16 protein-coding genes are annotated in these 19,569 nt (G+C 65.5%); 4 read left to right on the forward strand and 12 right to left on the reverse strand.

All coding sequences use genetic code 11. The features are described from left to right. Positions 1 to 26 precede the first annotated feature (26 nt). Positions 27 to 1,310, forward strand: a complete 1,284-nt coding sequence (locus ACQR13_RS07050; RefSeq protein ID WP_316192706.1) for an MFS transporter — start codon at positions 27 to 29, stop codon at positions 1,308 to 1,310. Positions 1,311 to 1,312: 2 nt separating this feature from the next. Here ACQR13_RS07050 and ACQR13_RS07055 read toward each other — a convergent pair whose 3' ends face one another. Beyond that, positions 1,313 to 2,872 carry an acyl-CoA carboxylase subunit beta gene (locus tag ACQR13_RS07055; RefSeq protein WP_315749753.1) on the reverse strand — a complete coding sequence of 520 codons (1,560 nt, stop codon included), beginning with the start codon at positions 2,870 to 2,872 and terminating at the stop codon, positions 1,313 to 1,315. After that, entirely contained in the window at positions 2,802 to 3,788 is a 987-nt protein-coding gene (locus tag ACQR13_RS07060) for an IclR family transcriptional regulator (RefSeq protein WP_316164610.1), read from the reverse strand. The genes ACQR13_RS07055 and ACQR13_RS07060 overlap by 71 nt, the downstream gene beginning before the upstream one ends. A 384-nt stretch (positions 3,789 to 4,172) precedes the next feature. Between ACQR13_RS07060 and glsA the strand changes: the two genes are divergently transcribed. After that, positions 4,173 to 6,032, forward strand: a complete 1,860-nt coding sequence (gene glsA, locus ACQR13_RS07065) for a glutaminase A (protein ID WP_316185944.1) — start codon at positions 4,173 to 4,175, stop codon at positions 6,030 to 6,032. A 675-nt stretch (positions 6,033 to 6,707) separates the two neighbouring features. Here glsA and ACQR13_RS07070 read toward each other — a convergent pair. The 4 genes from ACQR13_RS07070 to ACQR13_RS07085 form a co-directional block, all read right to left on the reverse strand. After that, positions 6,708 to 7,064 carry a Zn-ribbon domain-containing OB-fold protein gene (locus tag ACQR13_RS07070; protein WP_316172012.1) on the reverse strand — a complete coding sequence of 119 codons (357 nt, stop codon included), beginning with the start codon at positions 7,062 to 7,064 and terminating at the stop codon, positions 6,708 to 6,710. Next, positions 7,061 to 8,197: a thiolase family protein gene (locus ACQR13_RS07075; protein WP_315749747.1), complete on the reverse strand. Its 1,137-nt coding sequence runs from the start codon at positions 8,195 to 8,197 to the stop codon at positions 7,061 to 7,063. The genes ACQR13_RS07070 and ACQR13_RS07075 overlap by 4 nt, the downstream gene beginning before the upstream one ends. A gap of 184 nt (positions 8,198 to 8,381) precedes the next feature. Further along, the gene (locus tag ACQR13_RS07080; RefSeq protein ID WP_315749745.1) at positions 8,382 to 9,548 is read right to left on the reverse strand and encodes an acyl-CoA dehydrogenase family protein; all 1,167 of its coding nucleotides are present in this window, start codon (positions 9,546 to 9,548) and stop codon (positions 8,382 to 8,384) included. A 4-nt stretch (positions 9,549 to 9,552) separates the two neighbouring features. Further along, positions 9,553 to 10,758 carry a CaiB/BaiF CoA transferase family protein gene (locus tag ACQR13_RS07085; protein WP_316173934.1) on the reverse strand — a complete coding sequence of 402 codons (1,206 nt, stop codon included), beginning with the start codon at positions 10,756 to 10,758 and terminating at the stop codon, positions 9,553 to 9,555. Positions 10,759 to 11,014: 256 nt separating this feature from the next. Between ACQR13_RS07085 and ACQR13_RS07090 the strand changes: the two genes are divergently transcribed. Next, entirely contained in the window at positions 11,015 to 11,440 is a 426-nt protein-coding gene (locus ACQR13_RS07090) for a GFA family protein (protein WP_316173936.1), read from the forward strand. Positions 11,441 to 12,117: 677 nt separating this feature from the next. Then, the gene (locus ACQR13_RS07095; RefSeq protein WP_315827391.1) at positions 12,118 to 12,681 is read left to right on the forward strand and encodes a DinB family protein; all 564 of its coding nucleotides are present in this window, start codon (positions 12,118 to 12,120) and stop codon (positions 12,679 to 12,681) included. Positions 12,682 to 12,895: 214 nt separating this feature from the next. Here ACQR13_RS07095 and ACQR13_RS07100 read toward each other — a convergent pair whose 3' ends face one another. The 6 genes from ACQR13_RS07100 to ACQR13_RS07125 all read right to left on the reverse strand — a co-directional run bounded on the left by ACQR13_RS07100 (position 12,896) and on the right by ACQR13_RS07125 (position 19,547). Then, positions 12,896 to 13,450 carry a GNAT family N-acetyltransferase gene (locus ACQR13_RS07100; protein WP_434862703.1) on the reverse strand — a complete coding sequence of 185 codons (555 nt, stop codon included), beginning with the start codon at positions 13,448 to 13,450 and terminating at the stop codon, positions 12,896 to 12,898. A 200-nt stretch (positions 13,451 to 13,650) separates the two neighbouring features. Further along, positions 13,651 to 14,820, reverse strand: a complete 1,170-nt coding sequence (locus ACQR13_RS07105) for an acetyl-CoA acetyltransferase (RefSeq protein WP_315749736.1) — start codon at positions 14,818 to 14,820, stop codon at positions 13,651 to 13,653. A 75-nt stretch (positions 14,821 to 14,895) separates the two neighbouring features. Then, positions 14,896 to 15,879, reverse strand: coding sequence for a D-erythronate dehydrogenase (denD, locus tag ACQR13_RS07110; RefSeq protein ID WP_434862704.1), 984 nt, complete (start codon positions 15,877 to 15,879; stop codon positions 14,896 to 14,898). 220 nt (positions 15,880 to 16,099) lie between these two features. Beyond that, positions 16,100 to 17,008 carry a carbohydrate ABC transporter permease gene (locus tag ACQR13_RS07115; RefSeq protein WP_315714455.1) on the reverse strand — a complete coding sequence of 303 codons (909 nt, stop codon included), beginning with the start codon at positions 17,006 to 17,008 and terminating at the stop codon, positions 16,100 to 16,102. Next, positions 17,005 to 17,958: a carbohydrate ABC transporter permease gene (locus ACQR13_RS07120; protein ID WP_315749734.1), complete on the reverse strand. Its 954-nt coding sequence runs from the start codon at positions 17,956 to 17,958 to the stop codon at positions 17,005 to 17,007. Before ACQR13_RS07120 ends, ACQR13_RS07115 begins: the two co-directional genes overlap by 4 nt. A gap of 266 nt (positions 17,959 to 18,224) precedes the next feature. After that, positions 18,225 to 19,547, reverse strand: a complete 1,323-nt coding sequence (locus ACQR13_RS07125) for an ABC transporter substrate-binding protein (protein ID WP_315749733.1) — start codon at positions 19,545 to 19,547, stop codon at positions 18,225 to 18,227. Positions 19,548 to 19,569 lie beyond the last annotated feature (22 nt).

Genomic DNA, 19,569 nt, shown 5'->3' on the forward strand with positions numbered 1-19,569 from the left:
CGCAACCCCATTGTACTGAGAGCCTCATGATCTCGAACCAACTTGCAGCGATCCTTGGACGGCGCAACATCCATTACGGCTGGGTGATGGTCGCCGTGACGTTCTTCACGGCCCTGGTGTCCGCCGGCACGGTGGGCGCACCCGGCGTGTTCATCGTGCCACTCCAGCAGGAATTCGGCTGGAGCACCGCGGAGATCTCCTCGGCGCTCTCCATCCGCTTCGTGCTGTTCGGGCTGATGGCGCCGTTCGCCGCCGCCCTGCTCAACCGCTACGGCCTGCGCAACATCACGCTGCTGGCCCAGTTGATCGTGGTGTCGGCGCTGCTGGCGTCGCTCGCGATGACACAGGTGTGGCACCTCGTGCTGCTGTGGGGCGTCGTGATCGGCATCGGCACCGGCATGACCGCCTTGGTGCTGGGCGCGACCATCGCCACGCGCTGGTTCGTCGCGCGGCGCGGCCTCGTCGTCGGCATTCTCACGGCCAGCGTCGCCACCGGACAGCTGGTGTTCCTGCCGCTGCTCGCCAGCCTCACCGAGCGGCTCGGCTGGCGCGTCGCGCTCGGGCTGATCTGCATCATGCTCGGCGTTTCCGCCACCGCCGTGCTGCTGCTGATGCGCGATCGCCCGAGTGATCTCGGCCTCCGACCCTATGGCGACAACGACACCGACCCGATCGCCGCCCCCTCGCCCGTCACCACGCCGATCCTCGCCGCCGCCCTCGGCACCCTCCGCGACGCCTCGCGGGCGCCGGTGTTCTGGATGCTGTTTGCGACGTTCTTCATTTGCGGCGCCTCGACCAACGGCCTTGTCCAGGTGCATCTCATCCCGATGTGCCTCGACTTCGGAATTCCTCAGGTGGAGGCGGCGAGCCTGCTCGCCGCGATGGGCATGTTCGATTTCGTCGGCACGATCGTCTCGGGCTGGCTGTCGGACCGGTACGACAATCGCTGGCTGTTGTTCTGGTACTACGGCCTGCGTGGTCTCTCGCTGCTGTTCCTTCCGTTCACCGACTTCTCGTTCTATGGCCTGTCGCTGTTCGCGATGTTCTATGGCCTCGACTGGATCGCCACCGTGCCGCCGACGGTGCGGCTGACGGCGCAGCGGTTTGGGCCCGAGCGGGCCAACCTGGTGTTTGGCTGGGTGTTCGCCGGACATCAGCTCGGCGCCGGCACCGCCGCGTTCGGCGCCGGCCTGTCGCGCACGCTGCTCCAGAGCTACCTGCCGGCGTTCTTCACCGCCGGCGCGCTCTGCATCGTCGCGGCGCTTCTGGCGCTGGCGATCGCGCGGCAGGCGAAGCCCGCCGCGGCGTAAGCTCACGGCCGCGTCGTCATCGCCGTGGGCGGCCCGGGCGTGCGCAGCGGCTCGGCGAGGCGGGCGAACTCGCACAGCAGCGCGCGCGTCTTGCGGGGATCGATAATCTCCTCGACCCAGAACTTCTCGGCCGAGCGGAACGGCGAGCGCAGCTTGGTCAGCCGCTCCTCGATCTCCTTGAGCTTGGCCTTCGGATCCGGCGCGGCGTCGATCTCGGCGCGATACGCCGCCTCGATGCCGCCCTCGAGCGGCAGCGAGCCCCAATGGGCCGACGGCCAGGCATAGCGGATGGAGAATCGATCGGCCGGCTGATGAACGACGCCAGCGACGCCGAAATTATTGCGCACGATCACCGTGCACCACGGCACCGTCGACTGGTTGACGGCGGCCATCGCGCGCACGCCGTGGCGGATGGTCGCGGCCTTCTCCGCCTCGAGGCCGACCATGAAGCCGGGGCAATCCATCAGGTAGACGATCGGCAGATGGAAGGTCTCGGCGAAGTCGACCCAGCGGATCACCTTCTGGCAGGCGTCCGCCGTCCATGAGCCTCCGAAGTGATAGGGATCGCTCGCCAGAACCATCACCGCGCGGCCCTCGAGCCGCGCGAGGCCGATGATGATCGGACGGCCATAGTTCTGCGCCACCTCGAAGAACGAGCCGTTGTCGACGACGGACTCGATGATCGGCCGCATCTTGTAGACGCGCCGGCGATCCCGCGGCACCGCGCTGATGAGCTGCTCGTCGACGCGCTGCGGATCGTCGGTGCAAGGCAAGGTCGGCGGCAGCTCGTAGACCGACGACGGCAGATAGGACAGGAAGCGCCGCGCGCAGGCGAACGCCTCCGCCTCGGTGTCCACAGCATGATCGACGCCGCCGGCCTTGGTCTGGATGTCGGCGCCACCGAGCTCCATCTTGCCGAGGTCCTGGCCCAGGCGCTTCACGACCGGCGGCCCGGCGACGAACATCGCCGACTGCTTGGTCATCACCGAGTAGTGGCTCGCCGCGAGCCGCGCTGCGCCAAGCCCCGCGACCGAGCCGAGGCCGAGCGCGACCACCGGGACCAGCGACATGTTCTCGGTCGTGTAGCGGTACCAGCGATTGCCGCCGATGCCGCCGGGCAGATTGGCCGCGCCTTTGGTCTCGATCGTCTTGACCGAACCGCCGCCGCCGGAGCCCTCGATGATACGGATGATGGGCAGACGGAAGTCGTGCGCCATCTCCTCCGCCATCAACGGCTTGGCGGCGATTGAGGCATCGGCCGAGCCGCCACGCACGGTGAAATCGTCGCCGACCACGACCACGGTGCGGCCGTCGACGCGGGCGCGCCCGAACACGCAATTGGCGGGCGTGACGTGCTTGAGCTCGCCCTGCTCGTCATACTCGCCGAGGCCGGCGACCGCGCCGATCTCGTGAAAGCTGCCGGGATCGACGACGCCGTCGATGCGCTCGCGAACGGTGAGACGGCCCTGGTCGTGCTGACGCTTGACCTTGTCAGGCCCGCCCATCTCCCGCGCGAAGGCCTCGCGCCGGGCCAGTTCCTCGAGCTCCGGCTGCCAACTCATTCGTTCCCCCTGCCCCGGTGATGGTCTTGTTCTTGTGGTTAGTCTTCGCGTTCACCTGGAGCGGTTTTCTGTCCATCCGGTTGTTGAAGACGTCGGCTTCCGCGCCCTGCAGCAGCGCGGCGATGCTGCGGCCGAGCTCGCGCATCGGCTGGGCGACCTCGTCATGCAGCCGCTGCTCGTCGTACATCGCCGACAACAGCCCGATCGTGAGCACGACATAGGTCTGGTATTGCGGCGACCACAGCGGCAGCGCGACGCCATTGATGTGCGGACTCCACAGGCCGCAGGCCACGACGTAGCCATGCTCCTTGAGAAACTGTCTGTTGTGCTCGAGGCGTGGCCGCAGCAGCTTGGCCGCGTCAGGCATCTCGCGCTCCATCTCGGCCAGCAAGGCGTCGCCGACCTCCGGCTCGAGCGCGGCGACATAGGCATGACCGGCCGCGGTCGAGGCCATCGAGATGCGGCTGCCGGTGGTCTCATGCAGTCCGAGCGCATTCGCGGCGCGGCCGAACTCCAGATAGACGAGGTGGAAGCGATCGGGAATCACGAAGCCGACGGTGCCGGGCAACTGCTCCGCGACGTCCTGCAGCCGCTGCCGGATCAGATTGCGCAGCTGCAAGCCTCTGGTCATCGACGTGCTCATCGCCACGGCACTCGGGCCGATGCGGTATTTCTGATCGCGCGGCAGGTAGACCAGCTGGCCCATGCGCGTCAGCGTGTGCGTCAGCCGCGACACCGTCGACCGCGGCAGGCCGCAGCGGTTGGAGATTTCGAGATTGCCGAGCCGCGCCTCGTGCCCCTCGAAACAGCGAAGCACGTCGAACGCCCGCGACACCACCTGAATGACCTCGCCCTCGCCGGCGAGATCTCCGGGCAGCATGCTGCCCCTGCTCAATCGCTCAGACCGTCGTCCCATGCGTTTCCCACCAATTCCGTCATGCGGAATGATATTCCGCTTGTTGAACAAGCTAGCCCAGCCGTTTTGCCGTCACAACAGCAGACCGTCTCCAAAACCCGCCATTCTTCAGCGTGTTGGCACAAGACTCGGCATCCTCAGGCAATCGGCTGCAGGATGCGGGAGGGACGATCGTCGCCGGTTCCAACGCGCGGTACCGCAGCGGCGGCTTTCGATGGGCATCGCCTCTCGCGCATGGCAACACGGGACGGTCATCGCGCCCGCAAACCCGCTCAATCGGTGAGCAGCGGCAACATTTGACCAGCGTTGCGACAAGTGTGGGCTGGCTGCGCCGTCGCGGCTGCGACATAACCGGCGCGAGACCTTGTTCCCGCCGAGCTTGCCATGACCACCCACCCGAGGCCGATCCGACATCCGCAGCATTGGGCGACGGCCGCGATGCCGCCGCTGCAGCGCTTCCTGTCGGCCTGCCATGCCGACTTCTGGCCCGATCATGACGGCACCGTTGCGAACTACATCCCCGAGCTCGGCAAGGCCGACCCGGCGCATTTCGGCATCGGCCTCGCCACATTGGACGGCCACGTCTACGAGGTCGGCGACAGCCGCGTGCCGTTCACGATCCAATCGATGTCGAAGCCGTTCGTGTTCGCGCTCGCGCTCGATACGCTCGGCTCCGACGAGGTCGAGCGCGTGATCGGCGTCGAGCCGTCCGGCGATCCCTTCAATTCCATCCGGCTCAATGCGGAGAACCACCCGTTCAATCCGATGGTCAATGCCGGCGCGATCGCGTGCAGCGGTCTGATCCGCAAGGCACGTCAGAATGACGCCTTCGAGACCATCCGCGACGCGCTCGGCCGCTTCGCCGGCCGCAAGCTCGATGTCGACGACGCGGTGTTCGCGTCGGAAGCCGCCACCGGCGATCGCAACCGCGCGATCGCCTATCTGCTGCGGACGTCGGAGGTCATCAGGGAGCCTGTCGATGACGTGCTCGCGGTCTACTTCCGGCAATGCGCCGTGCTCGTCACCGCGCGCGACTGCGCGATCATGGCGGCCACGCTCGCCAATCGCGGCATCAATCCCGTCACCGGCGAGCAGGTGGTGACGCCCTATGCGGTGTCGCGCACGCTGTCGGTGATGACCTCGTCGGGCATGTATGACTTCGCCGGCGAGTGGATCTACCGTGTCGGCATTCCTGCCAAGAGCGGCGTCGGCGGCGGCATCCTGGCGAGCCTGCCCGCGCGGCTCGGGCTCGGCAGCTATTCGCCCAGGCTCGACGGTCACGGCAACAGCGTGCGCGGCATCAAGGTCTGCGAGGCGCTGTCGGCGCATTACGGCCTGCACATGCTCAACCGTTCCGACGATGCGCGCACCACGATCATCGCCGACTACGACATCGGCGCCAGCCCGTCGCGGCGCAGCCGCCGCGCGCAGGAGCGCAACATCCTCGCCGCACATCCGGACGCGGTGCGCGTGCTCGAGCTGGTCGGTACGCTGTCGCTCTCCAACGTCGACTACGTCTCGCGCCAGCTTGCGGCGAGCACGCGACCGCAATTCGTCATCGTCGACCTCCATCGCGTCACCGCGATGACACAAGCAGGCGTGCGCCTGCTTTCCGAGCTGTTTCACGAGCTCGCCGACTTCGACGTGACCGTCGTGCTGTCGGGCATCCGCCGCAGCTCGCCGGAATGGCAGGAAATCGCGGCCCGCACCGGCGACATCAGGAACGTCCGCGACTTCTACCTGCTCGACGCCGCGATCGAATGGGCCGAGGACCAGATCGTCTATCGCTATGGCGGCGCCATCGATTTCCTCGAAACCACCGAGCTCGCCGAGCAGCCGCTGCTCGCGGGGCTCTCCGCGGACGAGCGCCATGAGCTCGCGGCACTGGCGATCATCCGGCACTATCGGCAGGGCGAACGCATCCTTGCGGCCGGCGATGCTGCGGCCTCGCTGTTCTTCCTGCGCTCCGGCGTCGTCCACGTCACCCTGCCCGACGGCATCCGGCTCGCGACGCTGACGGCAGGGCAATGCTTCGGCGAGATGGCACTGCTGGAGCCCGTGCGCTCCGCCGACGTCGTCGCGGATTTCTCCGCCACCGCTTTCGAGATCTCGCTGGTGGATTTCGAGCGTTTCCGCGTGCGCCATCCGAAAGCCGGCGAGCGCATCATGCGCAATCTGGCGCAACTGTTGGCGGAGCGCCTGACGGTCGCCAATGCGCGGCTCAACCTGCTCGCGGCAGACTGATTTCAGTGCGTCGAAGTCCGTCATCGACGTGTCGCACGCGGTCGAAGCAAACAAATACTCAAGGTTGCAATTCACAGTAACTAACAGCTTCCGGTCGATAATTCGCATCACTCGTATTTGTACGGGCTCGCCTAAACGTTACCGGGACTCGGTCGCAGGACAACCATAAGCGAGCCCAATTCACGCCGCATTACCCGACGATGTTCTGAACCGTCGATGAACGCCGAGTGGGGACTCGCGAAGCGAACGTCGAAGTGGGGTGTTCCGAGTAAAATTCCAGCCGACGTAGCGTGTGTATTTGCGCCACGGAGAGTCGTGTCCAGTGTCCAGGGAGGAAACGGCATGAAGGAAGCCACTAAGAGGGCAACGTCGGAGGCACTCGCGCATATGCTGGCGGTGACATCCATGATCGTCATCGCCAGCGTCCTGTTCTACGGGCGATGAAGGGCTGTCTGGAGGTTCTGCGTCGCAGTTTCTTCATCGCCCGTAGGTAGGAATGTGAGCTTGATTGCTCACGCGAACGACCGAGTTGAGTTGCGTTTGAGTTAGTAGGCGTAGCGTAACAGTATTGTGTCAATCGCGCGACGATCCGGGTCGGGACGAATTTTTCATGCGTATCGTCCCGCCTCGGCCGCCCGCGGTCGACCTTTTCAGACGTCGTTCTGTTCCCCATCTTCATTTGACTTTCCCGAAGTACGGCACGATGCCGCCTGCGAAGGTGACGAAGCAGGCCATGACGAGATCGCCGATCGCAAGTTCGTGGTCGCCATGGGCCATGATGCGAAAGCCCTCACGCATATCCACCAGCACGATGTTGTAGGGCACATGCGCGCGCGTCTCCGGCGTCGCGGCACGACAGACCAATGATGCCGCATAGATGGTACCTTCGCCCGTCGCCGCGTGATCGGTGAGCGCAAGCGAGCCGCAGGCCGCGCAGAAGCCGCGGCGGAAATACTGCAGGTGGGCACAGCACGCACAGCGCTGAAAGCGAATCGCTGCACCCCCCCTGGTCCAGTCGGACGATTCGCTCATCGCACACGCTCCCAGAACATGCTGACATGCGACGACAGCACGCCGCCATCGCCGTGCAGCAGCGCCAGCGCTGCTTCGCGGACTTGGCGAGGTCCGGCGCGCCCCGTCATCTGCAGATGCGCTTCGCTCAGATGCGCCATGGCGCCGCCGACGCCGCAATGACCGTAGCTGAGCAGCCCGCCATGGGTGTTGAGCGGCACGGCGCCGTCGCGGCTGAAATGACCGGCCCTGACCCGCGCCGCCGCCTCGCCGCGGCCGGCGAGGCCGAGATCCTCGAGCAGCATGCAGAGCGTGATGGTGAAACTGTCATAGACGGCGGCGTAGTCGACGTCTTTGATGTCTACACCCGCTGCTGCCTTCGCCTTCGCGATCGCGATTTCGGCACCAAGCTCGCTCAAGGCCGGCGCCGCCGTGACGTGCTGATGCGTATGCGCCTGGGCACAGCCGCGCACGTGCACCGCAATCGCTCCGGTCGGCTCGCGGCTGACGACGATGGCGGCGCCGCCGTCGGACACCGGACAGCAGTCGAGCAGCTTGAGCGGCCGCGCCACCGGCTTCGATGCCATGACGTCCGCGATGGTGATCGGCTCATGGAATTGCGCGCCGGGATGATCGAGCGCATGCGCCCGCATCAGCACGGCGAACTCGGCGAGGTCATGCTCGGTGACGCCGTATTCGTGCATGTAGCGCGAGGCGACGAGGCCGTAATAGGCAGGGATGGTCGGCCCGAGCGGCAGCTCATAATCGGGATGGCCGACCTGGGCCAGCGCCTGGATCGACGCATCGCGGCTCTGCCCGGTCAGCCGGTTCTCTCCGGCGACCACGAGCATGTGCCTGACGACGCCGGCTTCGACCAGGTGATGCGCGAGCATCACCATCGCGAGCCCGGTGGCGCCGCCGACCTGCACCGCATGGGCGTAAGAGGGTGTGATGCCGAAGTGCTCGGCGAACACGGTTGCGAGCATGATGTGCGGCGACACCGTGGAATAGCCGCACAGGATGCCGTCGATGTCGCGCCGCGTCAGCCCGGCATCATCCAGCGCAAGCTGCGCCGCCATGCTCATCAGGTCGAGCGACGAGCGGCCGTCATGCCTGCCGAACGAGGTAAGCCCGGTGCCGGTGATGTAGGTCATGGTCCCCACCACGAGCGCCGCTGCGCCCCCCTCCCCCTTGTGGGGCGGGGTCGGGGGTGGGGATGGCCGCACGACGAGCCTTCGTGGGGTACCCCCCTCCCTGCCCCTCCCCCACAAGGGGGGCGGGAATGCAGGCATTGTGCGTCCATCACGATTGCGTTCATCATCTCAGTCAGAACCCATCTCAATACGACTTCGGCAAACCGAGGACCTTCTCAGCGATGAAGCTGAGGATCAGTTGCGGGCTGATCGGGGCGATGCGGGGGATCAGGGATTCCCGCAAATAGCGCTCGACGTGATACTCGCGCGCATAGCCGAAGCCGCCATGGGTCATCACCGCCTGCTCGCAGGCGTGGAAGCCGGCTTCGGCGGCGAGATATTTCGCGGCGTTCGCCGCCGGGCCGCAAGGCCGGCCCTGGTCGTACTGCCAGCCGGCCTGCAGCACCATCAGCCACGCGGCCTCCAGCTCCATCCAGTTCTTCGCCAGGGGATGCTGGATGCCCTGGTTCTGGCCGATTGGGCGATTGAACACGTTGCGCACCTTCGCATAGGCCGACGCGCGCGACAGTGCGAGATGACCGAGCCCGACGGCTTCGGCGGCAATCAGGATACGCTCCGGATTCATGCCGTGCAGGATGTAGTCGAAGCCGCGCCCCTCCTCGCCCAGGCGATCCTCGACCGGAATCTCGACATCCTCGAAGAACAGCTCATTGGAGTCGACCGGCTTGCGGCCCATCTTCTCGATCTCGTGCACCTTGATCCGGCTGCGGTCGAAATCGGTGTAGAACAGGCTGAGCCCATGGGTCGGGCGCTTCACCTCCTCCAGCGGCGTCGTGCGCGCCAGCAGCAGAATCTTCTCGGCGACCTGCGCGGTCGAGATCCACACCTTCTGGCCGTTGACGATGTAGCGGTCGCCCTTGCGCACGGCACGCGTCTTGAGCTGGGTGGTGTTGAGGCCGGTGTTCGGCTCGGTCACGGCGAAGCAGGCCTTCTCGCTGCCATCGACGATGCCCGGCAGCATCCGCGCACACTGCTCTTTGGTCCCGAACACGACGACCGGATTGAGCCCGAACACGTTCATGTGGATCGCCGAGGCACCGGACATGCCGGCGCCGGATTCGGCGATGGTGCGCATCATGATCGCAGCATCGAGAATGCCGAGCCCGGAGCCGCCATACGCCTCCGGGATGCAGATGCCGAGCCAGCCAGCCTCGGCCAAGGCCCTGTGGAAGTCGGCGGGAAAACCGCCCTCCTTGTCCTTCTTCAGCCAGTAGGCATCGTCGAAGCGAGCACAGATTTTGGCCACCGCATCGCGGATCGATTCCTGGTTGGCGGAGAGCGCGAAATCCATCGTCTCACTCCCTGGCAGGCGCCGGCGTCGTCACGCCGTCGCGGATCATCGCGGCGATCTCCTCGTCCGAGAAACCAAGCTCGTGCAGGATAACCGCGCCATGCTCGTTCGGCCGTGCCGCCAGACGCAGCGGCTCGGCCTTGGTCTCGGACCAGGTCGCGGACACGCGGGTGCTGCGGATCGGACCTTCGGTCGGATGCTGGACGACGGGAAAGAAATCGGTCGCCACGAGGTGCGGATCGTTCAGCAGGCTTTCGAGGTCGTGCATCGGCATGACCGGCACATCGGCGGCATCCAGCAGATCGGTCCATTCGGCCGTGGTGCGCGTCTGAAAGATGCGCGCGAGCTCGGCATAGACGAAATCGATGTTGGCGGCACGCCGGGCAAAGCTGTTGAACCTGTCATCCGCGCGCAGGTCGGTGCGGCCGGACGCGGTGAAGAACGCGTCCCATTGCTTGTCGTTGTAGACGATCACGCAGATATGGCCGTCGGCGGTCTTGTAGGGCCTGCGGTCGGGCGACAAATGCCGCGCATAGCCGCCCTTGTCGAGCGGGGGCTGGTAGGTCAGCCCGCCCATGTGGTCACCCATGATGAAGGCCGACATGGTCTCGAACATCGGCACGTCCAGGCGCTGGCCGCGCCCGGTGCGGTCACGGTGTACGAGGCTGGCGCAGATGGCACCGACCGCCGTCAGGCCGACGATGCGGTCGACCAGCGCATTGGGCACGTAGCGCGGCGTGCCGTCGCCGGCGACCGCCATCAGATGCGACAGCGCCGCCCCGCCCTGGATCAGGTCGTCATAGGCGGGCTTGGCCGCATAGGGACCATCCTGGCCGAAGCCGAACACACCGGCATAGACCAGCCGCGGATTGAGCGCGGAGACCACGTCATAGCCGAGGTTCAGCCGCGCCATCGCCTGCGGCCGGATGTTGTAGAGCAGGACGTCGGCGTCCTTGATGAGCCGCAGCGCGGCCTCGCGTCCCCTGGGCTTCTTGAGGTCGAGGCAGATCACGCGCTTGCTGCGGTTGGTATTGAGATAGACCGGCCCCATGCCCGGATGATGCCACGGGCCGATCTTGCGGGTGACGTCTCCTTCCGGCGATTCCACCTTGATGACATCGGCGCCGTAGTCGCCGAGCGTCTGGGCGGCATACGGCCCCATCAGCACGGTGGTCATGTCGATGACCTTGATGCCCGCAAGCGGTCCCATCGTGGCGTCGGCTCCCTCGATCCTTGTTGTCGCCAGAGCTAACGGCACCTGATGTTCCCTAGCAAGCCGCCGCGCGGGTATGGGGCCATGCGTCAGATCCCCCGCCGCAACATTCCGTGTCGCGGATCACGGACGACGACCGCCGCGCTGCACCAGATGTTCCCCGCCGCGAGCTGCATTCTAGGATTCCATTTCAGCGTTCAGGTGTGTCAGCATGCCGGTCCAACATCCGAAACAAACACGAGGGAGAACGCTCATGACGCTCTATCAGGGCAAATGCTTCTGCGGCACGGTCGAAATCGAGGCCGATGGCGAGCCGGAAGCGATGGGCTATTGCCACTGTTCGTCGTGCCGCTCCTGGTCGGCCGGTCCGGTTAACGCCTTCACCCTGTGGAAGCCTGCGAACGTGCGGGTGACCAAGGGGGCTGACGCGATCGGCAGCTATCACAAGACCGACATGAGCCACCGCAAATACTGCACCAAGTGTGGCGGGCATCTGATGACCGACCACCCGCCGCTCGGCATGATCGACGTCTATGCCGCGACGATTCCGACGCTGAAGTTCACGCCCGGTGTGCACGTCAACTACGCGGAGACGGTGCTGCCCATCAGGGACGGCCTGCCGAAGCTGAAGGATTTCCCGGCGGAGTTCGGCGGCTCCGGCGAGATGATGCCGGAGTGAGGCAAGGTCTGCTTTTCGCAAGCACCCAAGCATCGATGGCCTCGCGACAGGATCTGTCCGAGCTTTGCTGATCGTCGCCGCCCTCCTTGAAACAGAGGGCGCAGGGAAGGCCGGGTGCCGACTGGCACCCGTGGCCCCCGTGCGAAAGAAAGCACGGGGAGAGAACCACAGGTTCAGCCGGACCGACCCGGCCTTCCCTGCGCGATGGTTTTCACGCTTACTTCGCGCTCTCCTCGGTGCACCGGCTTTTGGCCACCGTCGCCGTTGGGATCATCGTGCCCCTTAGGCTTGGCATCAGCATCGGGATGCCGGGACCACGCGACTTCACGTCCGCGCCATGCCGTTCGTCCGCGCAGACAAGCTACGCTGCGACACGTCGCGGCCACCGCCTCCCTGCCTCAACGTTCGTGACGATCGCGAAGCGCCCCTCTTGGCGAAGCAGGATGGGGAGAGTGAAGCATATTTTCTGGAAAAGCGAAACATGAATCTTTTTGACCAGGGGACTGGACAGGCCAAATCAGCTTGAAGGCCCTGGAGAAAATCGCCGCTTGGCCGATCCCGGCAGAGTTCCGCAAAAGCGCATGGGGATGATGCGCTCCGGCCCGCCGAAATGGATGGTGAAGGGAGCACGGAGTTCCGTATGATCTGCGGCGAGCCATCACGGGGTGCCCTGATCAATGCCCGCCGATCTCGTCCAGACCTTCCGCGCGTTCGCCTACAACAATGCCTGGGCCAATCACCGGCTGCTGACCGCCTGCGGCCAGCTCAGCGCCGAGGATTTCGCTGCCGAGCGCACCGGCTTTTTCCCCAGCCTGCAGCGGACCCTGAACCACATCTACATCATCGACCTGTTCTACATCGACGCGCTGGAAGGCGGCTGGCTCGGCCCGATGGCGTGGCAGAACGAGGTGCCGTTCCCGCGCCTCGCAGATCTTGCGAAGGCGCAGGGCGCGATGGACCGCCGGCTGATTGCTTTCTGCGAGGCGCTGACGCCGGCGCGGCTCGACGACACCGTCCGCATCAACCGCGAGAGCCGGGTGCAGAACGAGCGCTGCGACCGGCTGCTGCTGCACCTGTTCCAGCACGACATCCATCACCGCGGCCAGGCGCATGCCATGCTGTCGAGCACCAGCGTCAAGCCGCCGCAGCTCGACGAGTTTTTCCCTGCGGATGATTCAAGCTTGCGGGCGAAGGATTTCGCCGAGCTGGGGTTCAGCGAGGAAAAGGTGTGGCGGAGCTGATGCACGCGTGGCTTCCCTCCCTCCGTCATTCCGGGGCGCGCGCAGCGCGAGCCCGGAATCCATAGCCACAACCGGCCGTGGGGCGCGAGATGCTCTTGGCGCCTGCCTTCGACACACCTCGTCCTGTGGTTATGGATTCCGGGCTCATTCGCGCTGCTTCAAAATGGCTTCGCCATTTTGCGCGCGAATGCCCCGGAATGACTGGGAGGAGAGATCAGCGCGAGGCATTGGCCCACACCTCGCGCGGAAGCCGGTACATCACCTGCCGGCGCAACGGGCTGTCCGCCTCGACTCGCGGATGATCGAAATCCGACGCCTCGTTCCTGATCATGCCGAGCTTGCGCATGACGTTCTGTGACGCCTGATTGGCCGGCGCGGCATAGGCGCTGATCTCGTGGAGGCCGAGCTCATCGAAGCCGAACGTGAGCGACGCCCGCGCCGCCTCGGTCGCAATCCCCTGCCCCCAGGCCGCGCGCGCCAGCCGCCAGCCGATCTCGACCGCCGGCGTGAACGGCGCATCGAAGGCGACGCGGAACAGGCCGGTGGCGCCGAGGAAAGTGCCGGTGGCGCGGTCTTCGACCACCCAGAAGCCGAAGCCGTGCGCGGCCTGATGGACGATCTGGAAATCGATCCACCGGTCCGAGTCCTGCCGCGTTGGCAGCGCGCGGAGGAATTGCATCACGGCCGGATCGGCGGACATCGCCGCGAACGGCGCGCGATCGTCGTCGCGCCACTCGCGCAAGGTCAGGCGTTCGGTGGAGATGATCATGATGGGCAATCGGACCAGTCAATGACAAAGAGCTTCCGCATCGCGGAAGCTCTCCTGTATCACCGTCATTGCGAGGAACGCAGCGACGAAGCAATCCAGAGCGGCACGCGCGGCCCTGGATTGCTTCCGCGGTCGCCTTTCGGGCTATGGCGGACAAGTCGCTTCGCTCGCGATGACGAACGATAGACGGTCGTTGAGCCTTACTTCGCTGGCTCCAGGATCGACACGTAGTTGGCCACGGCCGCACCGCCCATGTTGAAGATGCCGCCGAGCTTGGCGTTGGGGAGCTGCATGCCTTCCGGCGCGGAGCCGGTGAGCTGCATGGCGGTCATCACGTGCATGGAGACGCCGGTGGCGCCGATCGGGTGGCCCTTGGCCTTCAGGCCGCCGGACGGATTGACCGGCAGCTTGCCGTCCTTGAGCGTCCAGCCCTCCTTGATGGCGCGGGCACCCTGCCCGCGCGGCGTCAGGCCCATCGCCTCGTACTCGATCAGCTCGGCGACCGTGAAGCAGTCATGGGTCTCGACGAAGGAGAGATCGGACAGCGTGACGCCGGCTTTCTCCAGCGCGCGCTGCCAGGCCACGGTGCAGCCCTCGAAGGCGAGGATGTCGCGCTTGGACATCGGCAGGAAATCCTGCGCGTGCGCGGTGGCGCGCACGTTCACTGCCTTGGCGAAGGACTTCGCGGTCTCGCTGTCGGTCAGCACCAGAGCGGCGGCGCCGTCGGACACCAGCGAGCAGTCGGTGCGCTTCAGGGGGCCGGCGACGTAAGGGTTCTTCTCGCTCTCGGAGCGGCAGAACTCGAAGCCGAAATCCTTGCGCATCTGAGCATAGGGATTGGCGACGCCGTTCCTGTGGTTCTTGGCGGCGATCAGCGCCAGCGCGTCGGACTGGTCGCCGTATTTCTGGAAATAGCCCTGCGCGATCTTGCCGAACACGCCGGCGAAGCCGCCGACGGTGTCGCCGTCCTCCGGCAGGTAGGACGCCTTGAGCAGGTTCTTGCCGATCTCCGGGCCCGGTGTGCGCGTCATCTGCTCGACGCCCACGACCAGCACGATTTTCGCGGCGCCGGCGGCGATGGCGCGGATGCCCTGGTGCACGGCGGCCGAGCCCGTCGCGCAGGCGTTCTCGACCCGGGTCGCCGGCTTGAAGCGCAGCGCCGGATCGGCCTGCAGCACCAGCGAGGCGGTGAAATCCTGGGGCGAGAAGCCGGCGTTGAAATGGCCGAGCACGATCTCGTCGACGTCACCGGCCGAGATGCCGGCGTCGGCGATCGCCTCATTGGCGACCTTGACGACAAGGCTCTCGACGGTCTCGGCGTCGAACTTCCCGAACGGCGTATGCGCCCATCCGACGATGCTGGCGGTCATGCTCTCTCTCCCGAATGTCTCCCTGCCCCTCAAATGGCGCTTTGCGCCATGTGAGTCCAGAGGCTGGCGGCCGTCTCAGGCCACGAACTTGCCACCGAGCTCATCCTCAATGTGAATCCGGATGATGTCGTCGAAGGTCTTTTCCTCGGTGGTGAAGCCGAGTTCGCGAGCCCGCTTGGCCTCGAAATTCCGCGGCCAGCCGGCGACGATGCCCACAATGAAGGGATCCGGCTCCCGCTTGATGCGATCCGCCACCTTGTCGCCTGCCACGCGACGCAGGGCTGCGATCTGCTCGCCAACCGTCGCCGACAGGCCGGGCATGGTCAGGTTCCGGCGTGGGCCGATCTTGGCCGTGTCCATGGTTGCGGCATGCAGGAGGAAGCCGACCGCCGAGCGCGGCGTGGCGTGCCAGTGGCGGACGTCCTCGGACACCGGCAGCACGGCCTCCTTGCCGGCCAAGGGCTCGCGCAGGATGTTGGAGAAGAAGCCGGAGGCGGCCTTGTTGGGCGCGCCGGGGCGGATGCAGATGGTCGGCAGGCGGATGCCGACGCCGTCGAAGAAGCCGCGGCGGCTGTAATCGGCCAGCAGGAGCTCACCGATCGCCTTCTGGGTGCCGTAGCTGAGCAGCGGCGCATTGACGAACTCGTCGCCGATGGCCTCGGGGAACGGCGCGCCGAACACCGCGATCGAGGAGGTAAAGACCAGCCGCGGCTTGTAGCCGTCGCCGATCAGCCTGACGGCGTCGAACAGCATCCGCGTGCCGTCGAGATTGATGCGGTAGCCCTTGTCGAAATCGAGCTCGGCCTCGCCGGAGACGATCGCGGCGAGGTGGAAGATCACGTCGGGACGGCCGGCGACGAGCTTCTCCGCAAAGCCTGTGACGGCGAAGTCCCCGGCGATGGTGTCGACGGCGATGGACGTGTCGGGCTTGGCCGGCGCGACGATGTCCTGCAGCGTCATGCGAGTGATGGCCTTGTCGCCGAGGCGGCCGTCGCGGACGAGACGCTCGACCAGCTTGCGCCCGACCATGCCGGCGGCGCCGAGAACGAGAATATGCAAGGGTATGCTCCTTCAAATGCAACGATTGGGCATGGTCTCAACGTTCGTCATTGCGAGCGAAGCGACTTGTCCGCCATAGCCCGAAAGGCGACGGCGGAAGCAATCCAGAGTCATCGGAATGGCTCTGGATTGCTTCGTCGCTTCGCTCCTCGCAATGACGGGAGTTGAGATCCGCGTGAGCAGCAAGCGACGCCTTGACCCGGCTCACGGACAAAGCCGCCTACTCCTTCACCGCGCCGGTCATGGCCGACACATAATGCTCGACGAAGAAGGCGTAAAGAATGACCAGCGGCAGCGAGCCGACCAGGGCGCCGGCCATCAGCGATCCCCATTTGTAGATGTCGCCGTCGACGAACTCGTTGACGATGGCGACCGGCACGGTCTTGTTCGGCGTCGACTGCAGGAAGGTCAGCGCGTAGATGAACTCGTTCCAGCACAGGGTGAATGAGAAGATGAAGGCCGAGATCAGGCCGGGCACGGCGAGCGGCACCACGATCTTCACCAGGATCTGCCAGCGGCTGGCGCCGTCGATCAGAGCGCATTCCTCGAGCTCGAACGGGATGGTCTTGAAGTAGCCCATCAGCAGCCAGGTCGAGAACGGGATGAGCAGCGTCGGATAGACCAGGATCAAGGACAACGGCGAGTCGAACAGCCCATAGGCCTGGATCACCGAGGCCAGCGGGATGAACAGGATCGACGGCGGCACCAGATAGGCGAAGAAGATCAGCACGCCGACGGTATCGGCGCCCTTGAAGCGCAACCGCACGATCGCATACGCCGCGAGCACCGAGGCGAAGATCGACAGCGTGGTGGCGCCGACCGCGACATACATCGTGTTCCACAGCCAGCGCGGATACTGCGTCTCGAACAGCAGCTTGGAGATGTGCTTGAAGGTCGGATGCACCACCCAGAACGGATTGTACTTCTCCATGTCGATCAGCTGCTCGTCCGGTTTGATCGACGTCAGCCCCATCCAGTAGAACGGGAACAGCAGCACCACGAGGATGATGCCGAGCGGCAGATACAGCGTGATCAGCCGGCGCGGCAGCGACTCGAGGTAGCTCATGCCCTCGGATTCGTCGGTGCCGGCCGTGGTGGGCGCCTTGGCGTGCAGCGTGGTGTCGGTCATTGGTCGGATCCTTGCTGCCATTTGCGCCGTTGCATGCCAAACCAGGAGATCGCGATCGCCGCCATCAGGAACGGGATCATCGCGGTGGCGATCGCGGCGCCCTCGCCGAGCCGTCCGGAGATGATGCCGCGCTGATAGCTCAAGGTCGCCATCAGATGCGTGGCATTGACCGGGCCGCCGCGGGTCAGCGCCCAGATCAGCTGGAAGTCGGTGAAGGTGAACAGCACCGAGAAGGTCATGACGACCGCGATGATCGGCGTCAGCAAGGGATAGGTGATGAAGCGGAAGCGCTGCCAGCTGGTGGCGCCGTCGAGCGTGGCCGCCTCGTACAGCGAGGGCGACACGGTCTGCAGGCCGGCGAGCAAGGTGATCGCGACGAACGGCACACCGCGCCAGATGTTGGCGATGATGACGGAGGCGCGCGCCCAGGAGGTGTCGCCGAGGAAGTTGATGTTCTGGGTGATGATTCCGAGCTTGATCAGCGACCAGGAGATGATCGAGAATTGGGAATCGTAGATCCACCAGAACGCGATCGCCGACAGCACGGTGGGCACGATGAAGGGGATCAGCACGATGGCGCGGATCATCGCCTTGAACGGCATGTGCCGGTTCAACAGCAGCGCGAGATAGAGCCCGATGGCGAATTTGATGGCGCTCGCCACGATCGTGTAGAGCAGCGTGTTGAACACCGACAGCCAGAAGATCGAGTCGTCCCACAGCCATTCGTAGTTCTCCAGACCGACGAAGACGCCGCTGCGGCCGATCTTCTCGTCGGTGAAGCTCATCCAGACGCCGAGCCCCAGCGGATAGGCCAGGAACAGGATCAGGAAAGCCGCCGCGGGCAGCATGAACCACAGCGCGATCACGTTGCGGTTGGTCTTGATGCGCACCCATGCCGAGGGCTCGCCGACGGCGGCGCCTCGTGGCAACGAGGTCTGAATGGTACTCATTTATCCAGCAGCTCCCTTCGAACCGTGGGGTGAGCGACGCGCGCCCACCGGCGTTCGGGACGGATAGAGTTACTCCGTCATTGCGAGGAGCGAAGCGACGAAGCAATCCAGAGTCCAACGTTCGGCCCTGGATTGCTTCCGCCGTCGCCCGTCGGGCTATGGCGGACACGTCGCTGCGCTCGCAATGACGGTGGGCACGGCGCGTTGCGCCTTGCCCACCCTCCGACGATGGCGACCGGCGCTCTCGCGCGCCGGTCGGCCTCGCCTCAGCGGAAGATGCGCTTGGCGGAGCGCTCGGCGCTCGCCATCGCCGTCTTCACGTCCTCGCGGCCCGTGCAGTAGTTCGCGAACATGTCGACCAGGACGAAGTCGGCGATCGCGGCCGCAGCGGCCTCGCCGAGCTTGCCGACGCCGGCCGGCGTGGTCGCGGTCGCCGCGACGTCGCGATACGGCGTGTTCTTCGGATCGACGGTCCAGATCGGGTTGGCGTCATAGGCCTTGAGGAAGTGCGACAGGTAGCCCTGCGCCGCCTCGATCCACGGATTGAACTGCTCCGGCTCCAGCATGAAGGCGGTGAACGCCTTGCAGGTCTGCGGATACTTCGAGAAGTTGAACACCAGGATCGGGAAGCCAAGATGCATCTCGCGGGTCTTGCCGTCGAGGCCGGGCGGCAGATGCGCGTGGTTCATGTCCTCGGCAATCTGCGGCGCCTCCTTCTTGGCGGTCACGTAGATCGAGATGCCGTTGACGGTGGCGTAGAGCTGGCCGGCGAGGAACGCCTTGTTGTTGGACGAGTCGTTCCACGACGCGGTGCCCGGCACGAAATTGTCGTACAGGCCCTTGACGTATTCGAGCGCCTTGGCGGTCTCCGGCGAGTTGATGACGACCTTGTTGTCCTTGTCGATCAAATTGCCGCCGTGCGCCCACAGCGCCCAGTGCACCCAGCCATTGGCGTCGCCCGAGGCATGGCCGAGCGCCATGCCGCCCGGGGTGCCGTTCTTGTTCATGGCCTTGAAGAACTCGGACATTCCCGCGAGATCCTTCGGGAACTCCTTGAAGCCGGCCTTTTCAGCCGCCGAGACGCGGTAGTTGATGAGACCGCCGGTGGCCGCCACGGGAATGCCGATCCACTTGCCGTCGAGCATGCCATAGGCCTTGCCCGAGTCGGTCCAGCCGCCGCACTTCTTGCCGAGGTAATCGGCGACGTCGGTCATGTCGACGCACTTGTTGGAGAACAGGAAGGGCAGCGTGTAGAGGCCCCACACCATGTCGAGCCCCTGCCCCGTATTGGCCGCGACCGAGGCCTTGGGCTGGACGTCGTCATAGGATTCGTTGGAGACGTTGATGGTGACGTTGTTGGCCTTCTGGAAGGCGTCGACGATCTTCATGAAGGCCACGTCCTCGGCCTCGACGAAGCGCTTCCAGCGCATCATGTTGATCTTGGCGCCGGGCTCGGGCTTGAAGGGCGAGGTCTGCGCCCAGGCCTTGGCGTAGCCGAGCAGGTCCTCGGCCGACATGGTCGCGGCAGCCGCCAGCAAGGTCGCGCCGCCCTTGAGCAGAGACCGTCGATCGGTGGGGAAATAAGCCATCTGAAGTTTTCTCCCGTTGAGT

This window comes from Bradyrhizobium sp. HKCCYLRH3059, assembly GCF_051168035.1.
Lineage (GTDB): Bacteria > Pseudomonadota > Alphaproteobacteria > Rhizobiales > Xanthobacteraceae > Bradyrhizobium.

What these genes read in the sequence shown, in the direction of transcription:
- ACQR13_RS07100 (WP_434862703.1), bottom strand. Translation starts at nt 13,450, where the DNA reads ATGATCATCTCCACCGAACGCCTGACCTTGCGCGAGTGGCGCGACGAC.
- ACQR13_RS07060 (WP_316164610.1), bottom strand. Translation starts at nt 3,788, where the DNA reads ATGGGACGACGGTCTGAGCGATTGAGCAGGGGCAGCATGCTGCCCGGA.
- ACQR13_RS07085 (WP_316173934.1), bottom strand. Translation starts at nt 10,758, where the DNA reads ATGGGACCGCTTGCGGGCATCAAGGTCATCGACATGACCACCGTGCTG.
- ACQR13_RS07090 (WP_316173936.1), top strand. Translation starts at nt 11,015, where the DNA reads ATGACGCTCTATCAGGGCAAATGCTTCTGCGGCACGGTCGAAATCGAG.
- glsA (WP_316185944.1), top strand. Translation starts at nt 4,173, where the DNA reads ATGACCACCCACCCGAGGCCGATCCGACATCCGCAGCATTGGGCGACG.
- ACQR13_RS07070 (WP_316172012.1), bottom strand. Translation starts at nt 7,064, where the DNA reads ATGAGCGAATCGTCCGACTGGACCAGGGGGGGTGCAGCGATTCGCTTT.
- ACQR13_RS07125 (WP_315749733.1), bottom strand. Translation starts at nt 19,547, where the DNA reads ATGGCTTATTTCCCCACCGATCGACGGTCTCTGCTCAAGGGCGGCGCG.
- ACQR13_RS07115 (WP_315714455.1), bottom strand. Translation starts at nt 17,008, where the DNA reads ATGACCGACACCACGCTGCACGCCAAGGCGCCCACCACGGCCGGCACC.
- ACQR13_RS07050 (WP_316192706.1), top strand. Translation starts at nt 27, where the DNA reads ATGATCTCGAACCAACTTGCAGCGATCCTTGGACGGCGCAACATCCAT.
- ACQR13_RS07120 (WP_315749734.1), bottom strand. Translation starts at nt 17,958, where the DNA reads ATGAGTACCATTCAGACCTCGTTGCCACGAGGCGCCGCCGTCGGCGAG.
- ACQR13_RS07095 (WP_315827391.1), top strand. Translation starts at nt 12,118, where the DNA reads ATGCCCGCCGATCTCGTCCAGACCTTCCGCGCGTTCGCCTACAACAAT.
- ACQR13_RS07080 (WP_315749745.1), bottom strand. Translation starts at nt 9,548, where the DNA reads ATGGATTTCGCGCTCTCCGCCAACCAGGAATCGATCCGCGATGCGGTG.
- ACQR13_RS07105 (WP_315749736.1), bottom strand. Translation starts at nt 14,820, where the DNA reads ATGACCGCCAGCATCGTCGGATGGGCGCATACGCCGTTCGGGAAGTTC.
- ACQR13_RS07075 (WP_315749747.1), bottom strand. Translation starts at nt 8,197, where the DNA reads ATGACCTACATCACCGGCACCGGGCTTACCTCGTTCGGCAGGCATGAC.
- ACQR13_RS07055 (WP_315749753.1), bottom strand. Translation starts at nt 2,872, where the DNA reads ATGAGTTGGCAGCCGGAGCTCGAGGAACTGGCCCGGCGCGAGGCCTTC.